14 protein-coding genes are annotated in these 15,450 nt (G+C 61.9%); 7 read left to right on the top strand and 7 right to left on the bottom strand.

The features are described from left to right. Positions 1-7: 7 nt before the first annotated feature. Together AC1DVW_RS25390 and AC1DVW_RS25385 are read right to left on the bottom strand one after the other, a co-directional pair. Positions 8-4,333, bottom strand: a complete 4,326-nt coding sequence (locus AC1DVW_RS25390) for a cytochrome P450 (protein WP_477326770.1) — start codon at positions 4,331-4,333, stop codon at positions 8-10. Between the two features lie 127 nt (positions 4,334-4,460). Next, on the bottom strand, positions 4,461-6,233 hold the full coding sequence (locus AC1DVW_RS25385) for an adenylate/guanylate cyclase domain-containing protein (protein WP_477246988.1): 1,773 nt from the start codon (positions 6,231-6,233) through the stop codon (positions 4,461-4,463). Positions 6,234-6,662: 429 nt separating this feature from the next. Here AC1DVW_RS25385 and AC1DVW_RS25380 point away from each other — a divergent pair, with 429 nt between their 5' ends. The 3 genes from AC1DVW_RS25380 to AC1DVW_RS25370 all read left to right on the top strand — a co-directional run bounded on the left by AC1DVW_RS25380 (position 6,663) and on the right by AC1DVW_RS25370 (position 8,342). Further along, positions 6,663-6,920 (top strand): PepSY domain-containing protein, encoded by a 258-nt coding sequence (locus tag AC1DVW_RS25380; protein ID WP_477246990.1) that lies wholly within the window; start codon positions 6,663-6,665, stop codon positions 6,918-6,920. Positions 6,921-7,004: 84 nt separating this feature from the next. After that, complete coding sequence (locus AC1DVW_RS25375) at positions 7,005-7,748, top strand: lysozyme inhibitor LprI family protein (RefSeq protein WP_477326768.1); 744 nt, start codon at positions 7,005-7,007, stop codon at positions 7,746-7,748. A gap of 147 nt (positions 7,749-7,895) precedes the next feature. After that, positions 7,896-8,342 (top strand): hypothetical protein, encoded by a 447-nt coding sequence (locus AC1DVW_RS25370; RefSeq protein ID WP_477247198.1) that lies wholly within the window; start codon positions 7,896-7,898, stop codon positions 8,340-8,342. A gap of 29 nt (positions 8,343-8,371) precedes the next feature. On the opposite strand, the gene AC1DVW_RS25365 is transcribed toward AC1DVW_RS25370, so the two are convergent. Further along, positions 8,372-10,252 (bottom strand): L,D-transpeptidase family protein, encoded by a 1,881-nt coding sequence (locus AC1DVW_RS25365; protein WP_477276152.1) that lies wholly within the window; start codon positions 10,250-10,252, stop codon positions 8,372-8,374. A 276-nt stretch (positions 10,253-10,528) separates the two neighbouring features. On the opposite strand from AC1DVW_RS25365, the gene AC1DVW_RS25360 reads away from it, so the two are divergent. After that, positions 10,529-10,933, top strand: a complete 405-nt coding sequence (locus AC1DVW_RS25360) for a rhodanese-like domain-containing protein (RefSeq protein WP_477246996.1) — start codon at positions 10,529-10,531, stop codon at positions 10,931-10,933. A 7-nt stretch (positions 10,934-10,940) separates the two neighbouring features. Here the strand turns inward: AC1DVW_RS25360 and AC1DVW_RS25355 are convergent, their stop codons facing one another. Continuing rightward, complete coding sequence (locus tag AC1DVW_RS25355) at positions 10,941-11,852, bottom strand: alpha/beta hydrolase (protein WP_477326766.1); 912 nt, start codon at positions 11,850-11,852, stop codon at positions 10,941-10,943. Between the two features lie 48 nt (positions 11,853-11,900). On the opposite strand from AC1DVW_RS25355, the gene AC1DVW_RS25350 reads away from it, so the two are divergent. Then, entirely contained in the window at positions 11,901-12,353 is a 453-nt protein-coding gene (locus AC1DVW_RS25350) for a MarR family winged helix-turn-helix transcriptional regulator (protein WP_477247000.1), read from the top strand. Between the two features lie 22 nt (positions 12,354-12,375). Here the strand turns inward: AC1DVW_RS25350 and AC1DVW_RS25345 are convergent, their stop codons facing one another. Both AC1DVW_RS25345 and AC1DVW_RS25340 read right to left on the bottom strand, forming a co-directional pair. Beyond that, positions 12,376-12,987 (bottom strand): pyridoxamine 5'-phosphate oxidase family protein, encoded by a 612-nt coding sequence (locus AC1DVW_RS25345; RefSeq protein WP_477326868.1) that lies wholly within the window; start codon positions 12,985-12,987, stop codon positions 12,376-12,378. A 66-nt stretch (positions 12,988-13,053) separates the two neighbouring features. Next, on the bottom strand, positions 13,054-13,407 hold the full coding sequence (locus AC1DVW_RS25340) for a gamma-butyrobetaine hydroxylase family protein (RefSeq protein ID WP_477247004.1): 354 nt from the start codon (positions 13,405-13,407) through the stop codon (positions 13,054-13,056). A gap of 197 nt (positions 13,408-13,604) precedes the next feature. Between AC1DVW_RS25340 and moaA the strand changes: the two genes are divergently transcribed. Next, a complete protein-coding gene (gene moaA / locus AC1DVW_RS25335; protein WP_477276160.1) occupies positions 13,605-14,600 on the top strand; it encodes a GTP 3',8-cyclase MoaA in 996 nt (331 codons plus the stop codon). A 53-nt stretch (positions 14,601-14,653) separates the two neighbouring features. Beyond that, complete coding sequence (locus AC1DVW_RS25330) at positions 14,654-15,127, top strand: hypothetical protein (RefSeq protein ID WP_477326764.1); 474 nt, start codon at positions 14,654-14,656, stop codon at positions 15,125-15,127. A gap of 89 nt (positions 15,128-15,216) precedes the next feature. On the opposite strand, the gene AC1DVW_RS25325 is transcribed toward AC1DVW_RS25330, so the two are convergent. After that, positions 15,217-15,450, bottom strand: a 234-nt coding sequence (locus AC1DVW_RS25325) for a transposase (RefSeq protein ID WP_477326762.1), incomplete at its 5' end; no start/stop codon positions are given.

The raw sequence follows: 15,450 nt of genomic DNA, 5'->3' as shown, positions 1-15,450 counted from the left end.
TGGCGAATCACAGCCGCGAAATCAGGTAGCGCAACGCAGACCGGCTCGGCATGAAGAAATAGCCGCCGCCCTTGGTGGTGACGAATTGCGGCATGTCCCGGAGCGTCGTGACCTTTTCCCAGGACGGAATGGTGAACTTGCCATCACCGTCGCGCGAACCGATCGTCGGGTCCTTTTCAGCAACGAGGCCCTGGAACGAGCTCGACGAAACCCAGGTCTGCTGGATGAATTCGTACTGGCGCTCGATGTCGGCGTTAAGGCACATGAAGAGCAGCCCCTTCTCGACCTTTCCAGTCTCGCCGTCCTGCTTCTCATAGGTGCGGCCGACCCGCAGGATACGGTGGCGCTTGCCGATATTGATCTGCGTGTCGCGGTCCTCGCCCAGCGAATCGCGCGGGTTGGAACGGCGTATGTGAGCCCCGAGCGGGCAGCGATGCCCTTGCGGATCCTCGGCGCCACTGGCGAAGTTGTTGTCGATGACGGGTCCCGGATGATCGGGGTTGCGCACCAGCGAGCTACCGTTCTGCCAACGGCCGAGCATCTTGGCGGCAACCCAATCTTGCGTGATGGCCTGGTTGCCGGTTTGGCTTGCCGCCAACGCCGCGGCCTTTTTGCAATAGTCGTTGAAGGTGTCGACATGCTGCTCGAACTGGCGAATGACGAGGAACGAGCCGTTGCGACCGAAATCGCGCGGCGGTGGCGGCAGGCCTGGAACAAGCCGGCTACGGCGCACCTGCGAAAGGATGCCGGTCCGATCGCGTGATGCGCTTACCGAGGGCGAGGACGGATAGAACCCGTGCTCGTCACGATAGCCGAACAGGAACTCGCCGGGCGCGACCAGATGCATTGATGCAGCGCCCCTGCTGGCGCGGGTGGTGCCGCGGACAATCGGCTGCGAAATGCCGTCGGCGAAGCCGAAATGCTCATAGGCTGGCCCACGTTCCGACTTGTCGTCACCCTTTGCCGCATTCGACGCCGCACTCGACGATTTCGTCTGCTTGTTGGTCGGACCCCGATTGACGGCGAGCGGCAGTTCAGCGGCGACCTTCATGCCTGCACCGGTCGTCTTTCGTTTCACGGCGGCGATCTCGGTCTGCAACTTTCCCGGTTCTTCCGCATAGCAGACGATGACCAGGTCGACAGGTTTCTTCAGCGACCCCCACTCCCATTCGTCCGCTGCGTCGCCTCGGTCGTCCAGGATGCGCCTACGCTCGGGGTTGCCCATGCCATGGCGAAAGGCAATCGGGAATGTGTCCAGAGGATCGTCCTCCACGCCTTCGTCGAGCCCAAGCTGCCGCAGGCCACCGGGACCAAAGGCTACCGTCATGGCTCGCCCGGCAGGCTTGCCTTCGCCGAAACTCGTCTGTTCGATAATAAAATCGAGCCAGGCCCGGCGTTTGGCTGCCGGCAATTTGTCCGGCACCTGGATCGCAAGCATATGCGAATAACCAAGCGGGCCGAACGGGCCGAAGAAGATGGACTGGATCTCGCCGGTTTCCAGCTGCTGCTCGAGAGGCGGCGGAAAGGCCGAACTGACGTTGGCCAGCACAGAGGTGGTCTTTTGAACGGTGGTCGTTTCGCTCGCCGGACGCTGCAGCGAACCGAACAGGCTCAGCCAGTCGCGCGCCTCGTTGCCGACGGCGGAAGCAATGCCGCGCCTGATCCGGGAATTGATCCGGATGCGCGTGGTGTTGAGATCGGGATAGGCGGAGTACCAGAACAGAGTTGGTACCTGTTGGCGCCGCGCCCAGCGCTTGAAGCGATCGCCGTCGCGCGCGCCGTCGAGGAACAGCCATTGTGTGCGTGGATAGCCCACGGTGTTGCTCCACACGCCGGTCAGGCCGGCGGATGCCTTGGCAATGAAGTCCTCGAGATAGCTTTCCCAGCTGCCGCCATAGTTGGAGAAGAATATCAGTCTGTTGGAGCCCGGCAGCAGCACCCAGCGGGCGAAATGGATTGTGTTGATGGTGTTGAGAAAGCCTGGCTTGAACACCTTCTGCGCGGCGATCGAGATCAGGTAGAAGGAAAACCTCAGCGCCAGCCGCCGCAGGATGCCGGCCTTCATCGTCGAAATCGCGGTCAGATGGTTCTGTGCCGCGTGGTCCTCCTTGGCGAGTATCGCGTTCAATGCAGATATGCCGATCGATGTGCTTTCCGCATGGTCCTTGTCCTCGCGGCGCCGCAGCGCCAGCAAGCACAAAAACACCAGCAGCGCCGCCGCGACCAACACCCCAAGTCCCGACAACAGGAGCGACGTGACTGCTACGGCTATGGCGGTGAAGGAGATTTCATGGGAACTGATGTCGATCGATCTGCCGAACACCACGCTGTAAGTCATGTACCAGCAAGCGGCCCAGATGACCGCCACCGTCACGAAGACCGGCGGCACCAGCAGGGTCGTCATCAAGGCACGGCCCCAATGGCCCGGCGGCTTTTCCAGCTTGCTTTCGGCCGGCTTGAATGCCCAGGCAAACGTTCCCAATGACTGGACATGCTGGCGAACTTCAGCGAGCACGGCCGGGGCGTTGCCGGTGCCCTTGCGTGGCTTCTCCACAATGTCGCGCACGGCTTCGAAAAGCGCCTGCTCGGCCTTGATGCGCTGGACCGAGTGCCCCGGCGTGCCCGAAAACACCAGCCCGGCATTGCTGCCGAAAGAGGGCGAGATGTCGACATTGTGTTTGCGCAGGAAGTCGCTCAGCGCTCCGCCTTCCGGCAAGCCGCAGGCCTTGAAGATCGGCCGCAGCCTGCTTTCGATTGCCTGCGCGACAGCAGCGATCACCTCAGCGGCGCTGCCGTCGCCGGAGATCTCGAGAACGAGCGCACCTCTTTCAAGACCTGACGCCTTGTCCGTCTCGCCGGTGCCGACAACAGCGAGGCTGGAGAAATGAATGGTGCCAGCACTGTTGAGCGCGTCGCGGATCGCGTCGCCGGCGGGGTTGCCGAGCTCTGCCACCTTGGTGCGGATGGTGTCCAACGAGGTGCCCCGGGTGACTGGACAAACAACTGTCACCATTGACTGGTCGACCGTCTTGCAAAGGGCGTCCGGTTCGAAATCAACCTTCAGGGTTTCGGGGTAAGCACCGATGCGCGTCATCCGCCCGGCCTTGCCCGGCATGCGGCGCAGACCCTGCTTCTGGAATAGAGCGCGCAGGCTCTCGCCGATCTGGATCCTGGCGATCTCGGCACCGATGCACTGATGGATGCCGTGGCCGAAGACCATGTAGTCGCGGTGCGGGCGTGACGTGTCGAACGCGTTCGGGTTCTGTACGGCGTCCGCGTCGAACATCGCCGACAGCGTTGCCGGCATCACCACAGTGCCCGCCTTCACCAGGCGCTCGCGGTGCGTGCCCTTGCCGATGATTGCGTCGCGCGCGGTGTAGCGCCACGGGCCGATCCAGATCGGCTTGAAGCGCATGGCTTCGAGAACGGCCCGGTCGAGCTTGCCGGTGTCGTTTTCGGCGAGCGCCGCGTCGATGGCCTGCCGTGCATCCGGCCGCGACAGGATCACGTCAAGGCAATTGCCGGCGGCCAGCACATTGGTCGGCACGAAGCCGGCGATCATGCCGAGCATGATCGAATGAAGGTCGGCCTTGGACAGACGCCCTTGATCCATCTGGGCAACCAGCCTCGCCAGCGGCTGCTGGCTGTTGCCCCCCTTGTCCCTGATCGCATCGATGGACCGGTCGATAACCTTGATCAGCCGATCGCCGGCGACCACTGCAAGTTGGCGTACGGTGGGTGCCCCGCTCGGATCGGAAAAAAACAACGCGCTTAAAGCTATGGACCAGTCGGCAAATTCGGATTCATTGTCGATCTCGATACCGAAATAGTCGCGGCAGATGTGCACCGGAACGAGCTTCATCAATCCAGAGATCGCATCGAATCCGGGCCTGGCGCGGGTCATGATCTCCTGCGAATGGCGCGCGGCGATCGGCCTGACGGCGGCTTCCACTTCGGCTGGCGGAAAGGCGCTCAGCACCGACGATTTCATGCGGCGGTAGTCGGCGCCGTCCTGCATGCCGAGGATGAAATTGGACCCCCGCGCGAACTCGGTCATTTCCGGGCCGTACGGGGTCTGGAATTCGTCGCCGCGCTCCAGTATGTCGCGGACATCGGCGCTCTTGGTGACGAGCAGAACCCCGAGCACGGTGATGTTCGGGCGGAAGCGTCGCAAGAAGGCCAACCAGACGCGTGGATGATCTTCGACGATGAATTCACCGATGCGCGCCAACAGGCCCGTTTTGCGGAGCCGACCCAGATCGAATGCCGGCATCTCCGACAGCGGGCGCTGGTTTTCTTGGGCCTTGCGAATGCCGTCGAAATATTTTGTCATGCGCGTTCAAGCCCCCCGGCTGTCCACGTCATTGCGATGCCGGCTCTCAAAGGCCTATGGTTGCATCGGCTCTGCGTATGTGAATTTTTTCACAGTTGTCAGCGTTCGGCCAGCCAATGACAGCAGCTCATTTGGCGCCTTCGAAATTGGCGATCAGGAATTCGTTTGCCGCCTTGTCCGCGAACGGTATCCAGCGAACCCTCTGCTCGGAAAAATCGGGGTGCCTCGTAGCGAAAATGGCCATTTCGTGCCGCGCCTGTTCCGGCCGACCGCTTCGCATCAGCGCGCCGATCTTCAGGAACCTGGCGTAGAAATAGCCGGGCGACAGGTTGAGCGAACGGTCGGCGGTGGCGATGGCAGACGGCCAGTCCTCGACGAAACTATAAGCCGCCGTCAATTCCCCCAGATTGTGGAACCGGTAGAGATCGAAGGGGCTCAGTCGCTCGGCATCAACAAAGAACGGTATGGCGGCGGCGGCATTGCCGAGCAGCAGATGGGCACTGCCCATCCCCGAGCGCGCAAAGGCAAAGCTCGGATTGATGTGGATCGCTTCCGCCAGATGCTCGACCGCGACTCCGGGTTTTCCCCGCATGATCGCGACGGCGCCGAGATGGGCATGCGGACGCGCATCGAGACTGTCCATCAGCAGCGCCTTGCGCGCGAACTGCTCGACCTTGTTTAAATCGTCGCCATCGCCGGAACGCAGCCACGCCCGCCAGAAATACCACCATGCCAGTTCGTTGAGCACGGCACTCGAATTGGCGTCTTCCTGGTAGGCTTTCTCGAAAAATTCCAGCGCGGTTTCGGTGTCGCCGCGGGTGCGCCGGTTCATGTGCCAGCGCCCTCGCCGCACCAACTGCCAGGTTTCGAGGCTTTCCCACGGCACCTGGAACGTTCGCGCCTGCTCCGCCCGGTCGACCTCCTTGTCGAGGATCGAGACGATCTCCGCGCCGATCTGGTCGCGCAGCTCGAATATGTCGACGAGATCGCGATCGAAGCGCTGCGACCAGACGAGTCGCCCGTTTGACGCATCGGCCAGCGAGGTGTGCAGGCGTATCTGGCCGCCGTTGCGCATCAACGTGCCGCTGACGATGTAGCGTGCACCAAGCGCGTTGCCGATCACCCGCGTTCCCAGAGTATCGTCGCGGAACTGGAAGCTGGAGCCTTTGGCGATAACCGAGAGCCATCTGGTGTTGGAAAGACCATAGATGATGTCCTCGGCGATGCCGTCCGCCATATAGCCGACGTCGCGCTCGTCGCCATCACTCTGGAACGGCAGGACGGCGATCGCGGGCGGACCTTTGGGCGACAGCTTCTGCTGTGCATTAACCTGAGGAATGGCCGCAAACGATGCCGCCGGCGAGGAACCGTTGTCGCTGCGACCCGCGATCAGAACGCGCACCGGCAGCGCGATATTCTTCAGCATGAATTCGCCAAGATCGGTGAACTCGGCTGCCGTCTTGTCTTTCACATGGTGCCATGTCGTCTCTGAAACGGCGAGGCCGTCGCGCGGTGCGAATTCCTGGATTCTGGCGGCGATGTTGACGTCGTCGCCGTAGAGGCGGCCTTCGCGAACGATGACGTCGCCGGTGTTGATGCCGGCCCGAAAGGGCATGCGCATGTCTTCGGCAACCGATGCATTGAGCGTAACGATCCGCCCCTGGAAATCGAAGGCCGCGCGCAGCGCCTCGATCGGATTGCCGAATTCGGCCATGATGCTGTCGCCGGCATCGCCGAACGTGCGGCCGCCAAATGTGCCGCAGCTGTCGGCGATAATGTCGCGGCGCTCCTCGAAGGCGGCGACGGCGGATTCGTCGTCGATACCCATCAAGCGCGAAAATCCGACAGCATCGATAGAAATAATCGTCGCCAGCTGACGGGTGTAATTCCGTTCAGCCATTTTCACGCCTCGGTCCTTCTGGCTCTGCTCCAGCACAGGGACTACCCGCTCCTGAACATTTTCGCCGCTTTTCTGAAAGAAAATATCAGCAGGTGCGGCGCGCCGATGCCGCCCTGTCCCATCAGGAAGTCTAACAGGGTCTTGGTGAAAGCTCTACCACGATCAGCTAATGGAAGGCATAGCGCGGCAGCATCAATGGTTACTTGATCGTTACCTAATATTCTGTACGGCATATTCGTCCTACGCATTGAAACAAAATGGCTTTTACCAATATTAGACGATGCTCATGGACATATTGGACCTACTTTTAGATGGACCTGGATCGCCGGCTCAATCAGGAGGCGAAACCGGTTCTGGGCGCGACGGAACAAACCGGCATGGAAGCGAGTTTTCCTACACAATTCACGCCAACATGAAATGAGGGCAATCATGCGCATTGTTGTTCTGGCGATCGGTCTGGCAGGTCTCCTCGTCAGCGGATCGGCTTTCGCGGCCGACGACAAACCGCTGCCGCCGCCGAATGCAAAAAAGCTCTCGGAAATCATCGCCAAGGTCGAGCAGCGCGACGGCTTTCGCTATGTGAAGGAGGTCGATTGGGACAGCGACGGCTACACCGTCACCTACTACACGACCGACAAGGCAAAGGTTGAGATCACCTACGACCCGGTGACCGCCGCGCCGAAATAGCATCGCAGCTGGATTGTTATGCCGGACATTCCGTTTGGCGCGCATTTTCCCTAGAGTGCCCACCATCGAACAATGGGGGCGGTCATGCGTTATTGCAGCCGAATTTCCAACCGGCTGTTGCCAGCCGTCGTCATGGCCGGCGGCCTTGCCGTTCTTGGTCCGGCACGCGCCGAGGGGCCGTCCTTCGATTGTGGAAGGTCGAGTTCGCCAACGGAAAAGGCGATCTGTGCAGACCCGCAACTGTCGGCAATAGACGCCCTGATAGCCAAGGCCTTCAAGGATTTCGAGCCGGCCTTTGGTGGCGACAAGCGCAAGATCGCCCGCGCGCTGGTCGCCGACCGCGACGCCTGCAAGAGCGACGTCGCTTGTATCGTCAGCGCGCAGAACAACGCACTGCAAACATTCGGCTTCTCGCCGCATTGGGTCGAAGCCTACAATGAAGGACTGATCGGCAAGAAGGCACTGGACACCGGGGCACGCGAACCCAAAGGCGCCAACCAGCCCCTGCCCGCCGCGATCGGCCAATGCGCGGTCACCCATATCGCCACGCTTACGACACGGCTCGGCGACGATCCTCTCGCCACCGCCTCGGCTGACGGTGGTGCCGCCGCGACCTTCGTCAATGGTGGCTCGGCGGTTTCCTATGAGCGCGATCCGGGGCTGGCCGCTTCGACGGTCGGTGACCCCGCCGTGCTGTGCCTGATGTCCATCCCCAGGGATTGCCCCGAAGGCGATTTGCGCGGCAGGGTCTATTATGGCGTCGATCTGAATTTTGAAAGTGCCTGGTGGGTGCTGCCGGATTCGGAGCATCTGTGCGGCGGTGCCTGAGCGCACCGGGCAAAGGCGGAGCCAGCGGCAACAGTCTCTTCAGCCTCCACTTGCGCCATTTCGTCTTTGATGGCTGACTGCGCCTTATGATTGCATCGCACGGGGGCGCGCGTGGCTACTGTAGGGCATGTCTTGAAACGCATCCTGATGATGCTCGCCGGCTATTTCGTTGCGGTGTTGGTCGGTCTGGTCGCGGTGGCGGCAATCTACGGCGCGCTTAGTTCATTGCCCAATGCGCCGGACTATTTCGATGCCATGGGCGTCACGCCCATCGCGGTGCTGCTGGTGCCGCCGGTCGGCATGTTCGTGTACTTCCTGACGATCATCCTGACAGGCCTGCAATCACTGATCTTTGCGCTGATCGCCGAATTCTTTTCGCTGCGCAATTTCGTACTGCACATGCTGTTCGGCGCCACATCGGCGGCTGCGGGCTTTCTTCTGATCTGGCCAGGCGCGCCGGAAGATACGGAGCGCTGGGCCGATATAGGCATCATCGCCGCCGCCGGCCTTGTCGCAGGCCTGATCTATTGGCTGATTGCCGGGCGCGAAGCCGGGTTTCGTCGCCCGCTTTATCAACGCTTTGATCAAACCTAGAATTGGCCCATTCCGAATTGGGATGGGCTTCAGCTCGTCGGCGAGCGCACTGCCTCGGTCGCATCCAGCGCCTGCATCAGCCGCGTATCGCGATCATAGACGTCGTTGAAATATTCGACATTGCCGGACAGGTTCGGCCAGGCGGTGAAATAGGCGGCGTAGACCGGGATCTTGCGCGTCACGTCTTCGGTCGCATGGCCGTGCTTCAGCTTCTCGGCGACGTCGTCGACAGAGACGCCGAGCACTGCCGCCGCCATGCCGCGCGGATCCTGCAGGCGAATACAGCCGTGGCTCAGCGCCCGCATGTCACGCTCGAAGAACGACTTTTGCGGCGTGTCGTGCATGTAGATGGCGTGCTTGTTGGGAAACAGGATTTTCAGTTCACCGAGCGCATTGGCTTCGCTTGGCTGCTGGCGCACGCTGTAGGGAATGTTGGCGCCGTAGGCGCCCCAATCGACCGAGGACGAAGGAACCCGCTTGCCGCGCGAATCGGTCACTTCGTAGCCAGCACGGTCGAGATAGCCAGGATCGTTGCGCAAGCGCGGCAGCATCTCATTGACGATGATCGACTGCGGCACGCCCCAATAGGGGTGGAAATCGACCTGCTTGATCTCCTTGAAGAAGAAGGCGGTCTGGTTGGTGGTCCTGCCGATGACGACGCGGGTCTTCAGCTTTTCCTCGCCATTGTCGATATAGGTTGCGGTGAATGCGGGCTGGTTGATGAAAACGCGCGGACTGCCGAGATCGGATGGCATCCAGCGCAACTCTTCCAGCGCGACCTGCACTTTCTGCAGCCTGTCGGCTTTGGAGGTTCCGGCCAGCGACGCGACCGTGCGCGGGCCGATGACCCCATCGCCCTTCATGCCGGCCTTCACCTGCACGGCCTTGATGACCGGCACCAGTTCGGGAACATAGACTTCGCTGGTGCCGAGCCGGGCCAGGATCTCGCCATAGGCCCCGCCCATCTCGTCATCGAGATTGCGCGCGATGAGCGTCAGCAGCTTCGGCAGTTCGGGACTGGTTTCGCCCGGCTTCAACAACAGCTTGGGGTCGACGACGATTTCGTTTTCGGCACTGGCCTGCAAAGATTCCAGTTCGACGCGCAGCGCCTGGTATTCCGGGTTCTGCGGATGGCGCGATTCGAGATAGGTGCGCACTTCCTGGGTGTGCGCCAGCGTCTTCAGCACGGCTTCCATGTCGACCGGCTTGGGCGGAAATTCGTAGTAGCCGGTCATGCGGTTGGGATCGACGCGGCCGCTTTGGGCATCATGGGCGTAGCGCAGGACGCGCGCCGACAGCGCCATCTCAAAGCGGACGAGTTCCTTCATCTGGGCATTGGCATCGCCGGCCGACGCGCTGGCGGCCGGCACTTCGACCGTGTAGTCAGCAGGCGTGAGGCCGTAGCTCGCCGCTTCGCCGAGCACGCGCACGGCATCCTGGGCGCGGCTGTTGACGGTCGTTCCGGTCACCCAGATGAAATCCGGGTTGGCCGAATAGTAGGCGATCAGCGCCTTGGCGATGTCGGGTTCTGCATAGAGTTCATAGTCGCTCAGCCCGGCAACCGCTTCGCGGAAGGCGGTGCTCGTCGCCGATGGCACAAAGGCGGCGTCCTCGGCCGTCGCCACCTGGGGCTGCGCTGCAACCAGCGACGCGAAGTCGACGCGCACCAGCCGGTCGGCCTTGTAGGTGTAGTAGGACGGGCTGCTGATCCTGGTGCCGCCGCCACCGCCAGCTGCCGGGGGTTTGCGCTTGGGGGGCGGAGGAAATTCGCCTTGCTGCCCGTGCTTGATGCCGCCGCCAAAAAGCATATCGAACAGCCCCTGTGCGCCTGCCTGCGGCGCCCCGAAGGCCAGCGTCGCTGCAACCGCTGCGAGCGGCACCAAGGTTGCTCTTTTTCCAAGGAATTTCATGGATCACCCGCTCCGGTCGCAACCGGCCCCGTTCCGCGCCGCTAGATTGTCTCGCCCACCGCATGGCGGATGTAAGGCGCAACTATACCGATTCATACTGATTTCGTTAAGCTTCCATAAATTTCGGTGGGTCTGTTGCAGAACGGTTTCACAACATCGTGACGGTCGAAGCGATTTTGGCAGGGGCGATGACGGGCCCCGACACGGCGTGACAAAGGCCGGCCGTTGTGCTGGAAATCCGCAAGGCCGGCAAACACGCGGTCGGGAGGATAGCCGGTGAAAAAGGGATATCGTGAGCTGCTCGATGAGGCCAATGCCGAGATCGAAGTGGTCTCGCCTGAGGAAGCGGCTGATCTGCTTGACGACGAAGCAACGATCTTCGTCGACCTGCGCGATCCGCGCGAAGTGGAGCGGGACGGCAAGATCCCCGGCGCAAAACATGTCACCCGCGGCATGCTGGAATTCTGGATCGACCCGGAAAGCCCGTACCACAAGCCGTTCTTCGCCTCAGGAAAGAGTTTTGTCTTCTTCTGCGCCGGCGGCTGGCGCTCGGCGCTTGCCACCAAGACGGCGCAGGATATGGGGCTTTCGCCGGTGAAGCATATTCTCGGCGGCTACACCGCCTGGAAAGCGGCCGGACTGCCGGTCGAGCCCGGCGAGAAGAAGAAACAGACCGTGTAAGCCCGGCTCAGTGCAGCAGCACCGATTCCCGATGGTCGGCAATGAAGCCGACGGCGCGCTCGACCACGCCCTTGTCGGCGAGGATGCGGCGATGGCCGAGTCCATTGGCCCAATGAAGCCGCACATGGTCGCCGGCGCCGGCATAGCGCGTTGCGTGATCGGCGGAGACTTCACGGTCGTCCGGCGCATGGATGACCAGCGTCGGCACCGGCCTGTGCGCAAGCTGGCGGTCGCCCGTGAATTCGTGCAGCGGCCGGCCGGATAGTTTTTCGACCCGATCGGCCATCGCGATTTGTGAGCGCGGGCCGACATTGAGCATGCGGCTGAAGTCGGCGAAGATCGTCGGCAACGAACTCGGCGCAGCGATAAGCACCAACCGTTCGGCCGCCAGCGGCGCAATGTTCCTGACCGAACCGGCAACGGCATTGGCGGCAACGGCACCGCCGAAGGAATGGCCGACCGCTGCTGCGAACGGTCCGAACCATTCGCCAGCGATTCGCGCGGCTTCGACGGCATTGACCAGGTTCAACCGACGGCCCTGCGACTGCCCGTGGCCCGGCAGGTCGAGCGAGACGACCTTGTAGCCGGCGCTGCGATAGCCTTCGATCAGCGTGCGCATATATTCGGTGCGCGAACGCCAGCCATGGATGACGAGCACCGTGCCGGCGGACGCCCTGCCCGGCTCGGGCCTGAATTCATGCACCATCACACAGCCGGTCTTGGTCTTCAGCCGGTGATGACGCGCCTCGGCCATGAAATCGGCGGCGCGCGCGACAGCGCGCCGTTCGCCATCGCTAAGCGCCTTCACATTCGGCGTGCGGCAGAACAATTCGAATGCCGCGCGGCCGCTCAGGCGCGGAGCGACATGTTCAGTGGCTGCGAACACGCCCCGGATGACCTTCAGTCCAAATGATGGCATAGTGGCGATCCATCCATTCCGTTCAAGCATGAACATAATAGTTCAAACATGAACATTAAGCAAGAGCTACCCTGGGACAACCCGCGTTTTCGCAACTGGGTCGCGGTGGCGCGCGCCTGCCATGCGCTGGAACGGGCGCTGGCGGCAAAGCTGGCGCCGCTTGACCTCAAGCCGGCGCAGCTCGACGTGCTGATGAACCTCTATCGCCACCCCGGCATGTCGCAGCACGATCTCGCCCGCCGCCTGCTGGTCGGGCGCTCCAACATCACCATGCTCTTGCCGCAGCTGGAGAGCCGCGGCCTGCTGCGCCGTGAAGGTGACGAGAAGGACAAGCGCGTTTTGCGGCTGACCCTGACCGAAGCCGGCACGGACCTGTTGATGAAGGCGCTGAAGGTGCATATGGCGCTGATCGAGAAGGCGATGAGCCAGTCGACGCCGGAACAATGCGACATGATCGGCGAGCAGATGCGCAAGATCTATGACGTACTGAAGGAAGCGTGATCCAACCGGCCTCGCGACCCACTCACCACATCGTCTTTTTCGCCCGCTCCGGCCATTCCTTGTCGTAGGTCTCGCCGTCAATGTTCTTGCGGCTGGTGACTTCCAGGATTTGTCCCGGCGTCGGCAGCGATTTTGGATCGACATGCTTTGCCGGGTTCCACAGTTCCGAGCGGACGATGGCGCGGGCGCACTGGAAATAGACCGAATCGACATCGACCACGGTGACCGAGCGCGCCGGCTTGCCTTCGACGGTGAACGACGCACAAAGCGCCGCATCGGTGGTGATGTGGGCGCGACCATTGACGCGCAGCGTGGTGCCGGAGCCGGGTACCAAAAACAGCAGGCCGACGCGCGGATCGCGAATGATGTTTTTCAGCGAGTCAGCCCGGTTGTTGCCGCGCCGGTCCGGCATCATCAGGGTTTTCGGATCGTGGATGCGCACGAAGCCGGCGAGATCGCCGCGCGGCGAGCAATCCAGCCCCTCCGGCCCGCTGGTCGCGAGCGCAACAAACGGCGATGCCTCGATGAAGGCGGCGTATTCGGGAATGACATGATCGAGTTCCTTGACCACCGACGCTTCGCCTGGCAGGCCATAGAGGGCTTCGAGCTGTTCGACCGAGGTGATGACGGACATCTTGTTCATCTCCGAACCTTTGCCGGCGCTATCCCAGATCCGTGACGTTTTGACGACAATCCAGAACTAACGATCGCGGCTGAGACCCTTTTCCTCGAGCTCCGCGAGATAGGCGTTCCAGCGCGCGTCCTTCTCGTGGCCTAGCGTATGCAGGTAGTTCCAAGTGAAGATGCCGGTGTCGTGGAAATCGTCAAAGGTGATGCGCACGGCGTAGTTGCCGACCGGCTCGATCTTCAGGATGGCAACGTTGCGCTTGCCGGGAACGGTCACGCGCTGTTCCGGCGAATGGCCCTGCACCTCGGCCGAAGGCGAGGCGACGCGCAGCAGCTCGGCCGGCAGTTCGAACGGCCGGTGATCCGGAAAGGTCACCGAGAGCAGTCTGCGGTCTTTCGAGACCCTGAGTTCCTTTGGTGCCGTCATGATGGTAGACCCGCATCGATCGCCCTTCCCTACGCTGCTTCGCGCAGCGGGAAAAGGCGCTTTAGGGGCAACCGACATGCCATGTCGGCCAGGGAATGTTACCAAAGATCGAGAGCCGCTATCTTGAATGCGAAGCCGGATCGTATCACATAGCGGTATATAACGCCGCCGTTCGCGGCCACGGGAAACGCACAAGCATGAACATGATCGACCCATTCGGTCGCACAATCAGCTATTTGCGCGTGTCGGTTACCGACCGCTGCGATTTCCGCTGCACCTATTGCATGGCCGAGGACATGGCCTTTCTGCCCAAGAAGGACCTGCTGTCGCTGGAGGAACTCGACCGCCTTTGCACCGTGTTCATCGAAAAGGGCGTGCGCAAGCTGCGCCTGACCGGCGGCGAGCCGCTGGTGCGCAAGAACATCATGCATCTGGTGCGCCAGATTTCGCGACACCTGCAAAGCGGCGCGCTGGAAGAACTGACGCTGACCACCAACGGTTCGCAGCTTTCGCGCTTTGCCGCCGAGCTCGCCGATTGTGGCGTCAAGCGCATCAACGTCTCGCTGGACACGCTCGACGCCGACAAGTTCCACAAGATCACCCGCTGGGGCCATCTCGGCAAGGTCATGGAAGGCATCGACGCGGCACAGGCGGCGGGGCTGAAGGTGAAACTCAATGCGGTGGCGCTGAAGGATTTCAACGACGCCGAACTGCCGGAGATGATGCGCTGGGCGCACGGCCGCGGCATGGATCTGACGGTCATCGAAACCATGCCGATGGGCGAGATCGACGCCGACCGCACCGACCAGTATCTGCCGCTGTCGCTGCTGCGCGCTTCGCTGGAGCGCCAGTTCACGCTGACCGACATCCCCTACAAGACCGGCGGCCCGGCCCGCTATGTCCAGGTCACTGAAACCGGCGGACGGCTGGGCTTCATTACGCCGATGACGCATAATTTCTGCGAAAGCTGCAACCGCGTCCGCCTGACCTGCACCGGCACGCTCTATATGTGCCTCGGCCAGGAAGATGCAGCCGACCTGCGCGCACCGCTGCGTGCCTCCGAAGGCAACGAACTGGTCGCCGATGCCATTGATGAAGCCATCGGCCGCAAGCCGAAGGGTCATGATTTCATCATCGACCGCCGCACCAGCCGCCCCTCGGTTTCCCGGCATATGAGCGTCACCGGCGGCTGATTTTTTCGCCGATCTCGTGCAAGATCGCCTCCGTCATTGGCTGGAGGCATGGCATGAAACGACTTTTCCCGACCCTGGCGTCTTTCGCAGCGATTGCAACGACCACGGCTGTTGCCGCGCCATTCACCTACGTCAACGAGCGTTTCGGCACGGTCTGCACCTTTCCCGACGAGGTCTTCACCGATCGCCAACCCGAACCGGACAATGGCGACGGGCAGGTATGGCTGAGCGCCGACGGCGCCAGCCTGACCTGCTCGGGCATCTACAACGTCGACGATGACACACCGAAAAGCTTCGTCGCTGCCGAGAAAGCCAGCAAGGTGCCGGGCTACACGATCACCTACAGCAAGACCGGCAAGGACTGGGCGGTGCTGTCGGGCGTCAAGGACAAAAATATCTTTTACGAGCGCCGCCTGTTCGGCAAGGATAGCGTCATCCGCACCGTCTGGATCGACTATCCGCCTGCGCTGAAATCCAAATACGACCCTCTAGTCGGGCCGATCGCCGGCAGCCTCAAGGGGCCATGAGCATTCTCGGTAACACCCCGGAAAAAGTCACGTCCGCAAGCGGTTGTCTGATTTACCGCCAGCATGTTCCGGCCTAGAGCGGGATGAATCTAGGTTGGCGCATAGCCTGCCTCTGTGAAGTAATTTCTGCATTCGGTTGAAGAGACGGTGCCGAGGATTTGGCCGATGGCGTCACAGACGGTTTCGACGGTACGCTTGGCAGCCTTACGGAGCCAATGCTTTAGCTTTGCAAAGAGCTTCTCGATGGGGTTCAGGTCAGGCGAGTATTTGGGCAGCAAGAACAGCCTGGCGCCGGCCGAGCGGATGGCGCGGCGCACGGCCCC

The organism is Mesorhizobium sp. P3_B5 (assembly GCF_056402815.1).
The sequence above is the reverse complement of the archived record's forward strand: the minus strand, read 5'-3'. Positions and strand labels throughout refer to the sequence as shown.

Excerpts from the sequence above, each read along its gene's own strand:
- AC1DVW_RS25390 (WP_477326770.1), bottom strand. The coding sequence starts at position 4,333 with ATGACAAAATATTTCGACGGCATTCGCAAGGCCCAAGAAAACCAGCGC.
- AC1DVW_RS25385 (WP_477246988.1), bottom strand. The coding sequence starts at position 6,233 with ATGGCTGAACGGAATTACACCCGTCAGCTGGCGACGATTATTTCTATC.
- AC1DVW_RS25380 (WP_477246990.1), top strand. The coding sequence starts at position 6,663 with ATGCGCATTGTTGTTCTGGCGATCGGTCTGGCAGGTCTCCTCGTCAGC.
- AC1DVW_RS25375 (WP_477326768.1), top strand. The coding sequence starts at position 7,005 with ATGCGTTATTGCAGCCGAATTTCCAACCGGCTGTTGCCAGCCGTCGTC.
- AC1DVW_RS25370 (WP_477247198.1), top strand. The coding sequence starts at position 7,896 with ATGATGCTCGCCGGCTATTTCGTTGCGGTGTTGGTCGGTCTGGTCGCG.
- AC1DVW_RS25365 (WP_477276152.1), bottom strand. The coding sequence starts at position 10,252 with ATGAAATTCCTTGGAAAAAGAGCAACCTTGGTGCCGCTCGCAGCGGTT.
- AC1DVW_RS25355 (WP_477326766.1), bottom strand. The coding sequence starts at position 11,852 with ATGCCATCATTTGGACTGAAGGTCATCCGGGGCGTGTTCGCAGCCACT.
- AC1DVW_RS25350 (WP_477247000.1), top strand. The coding sequence starts at position 11,901 with ATGAACATTAAGCAAGAGCTACCCTGGGACAACCCGCGTTTTCGCAAC.
- AC1DVW_RS25345 (WP_477326868.1), bottom strand. The coding sequence starts at position 12,987 with ATGTCCGTCATCACCTCGGTCGAACAGCTCGAAGCCCTCTATGGCCTG.
- AC1DVW_RS25340 (WP_477247004.1), bottom strand. The coding sequence starts at position 13,407 with ATGACGGCACCAAAGGAACTCAGGGTCTCGAAAGACCGCAGACTGCTC.
- moaA (WP_477276160.1), top strand. The coding sequence starts at position 13,605 with ATGAACATGATCGACCCATTCGGTCGCACAATCAGCTATTTGCGCGTG.
- AC1DVW_RS25330 (WP_477326764.1), top strand. The coding sequence starts at position 14,654 with ATGAAACGACTTTTCCCGACCCTGGCGTCTTTCGCAGCGATTGCAACG.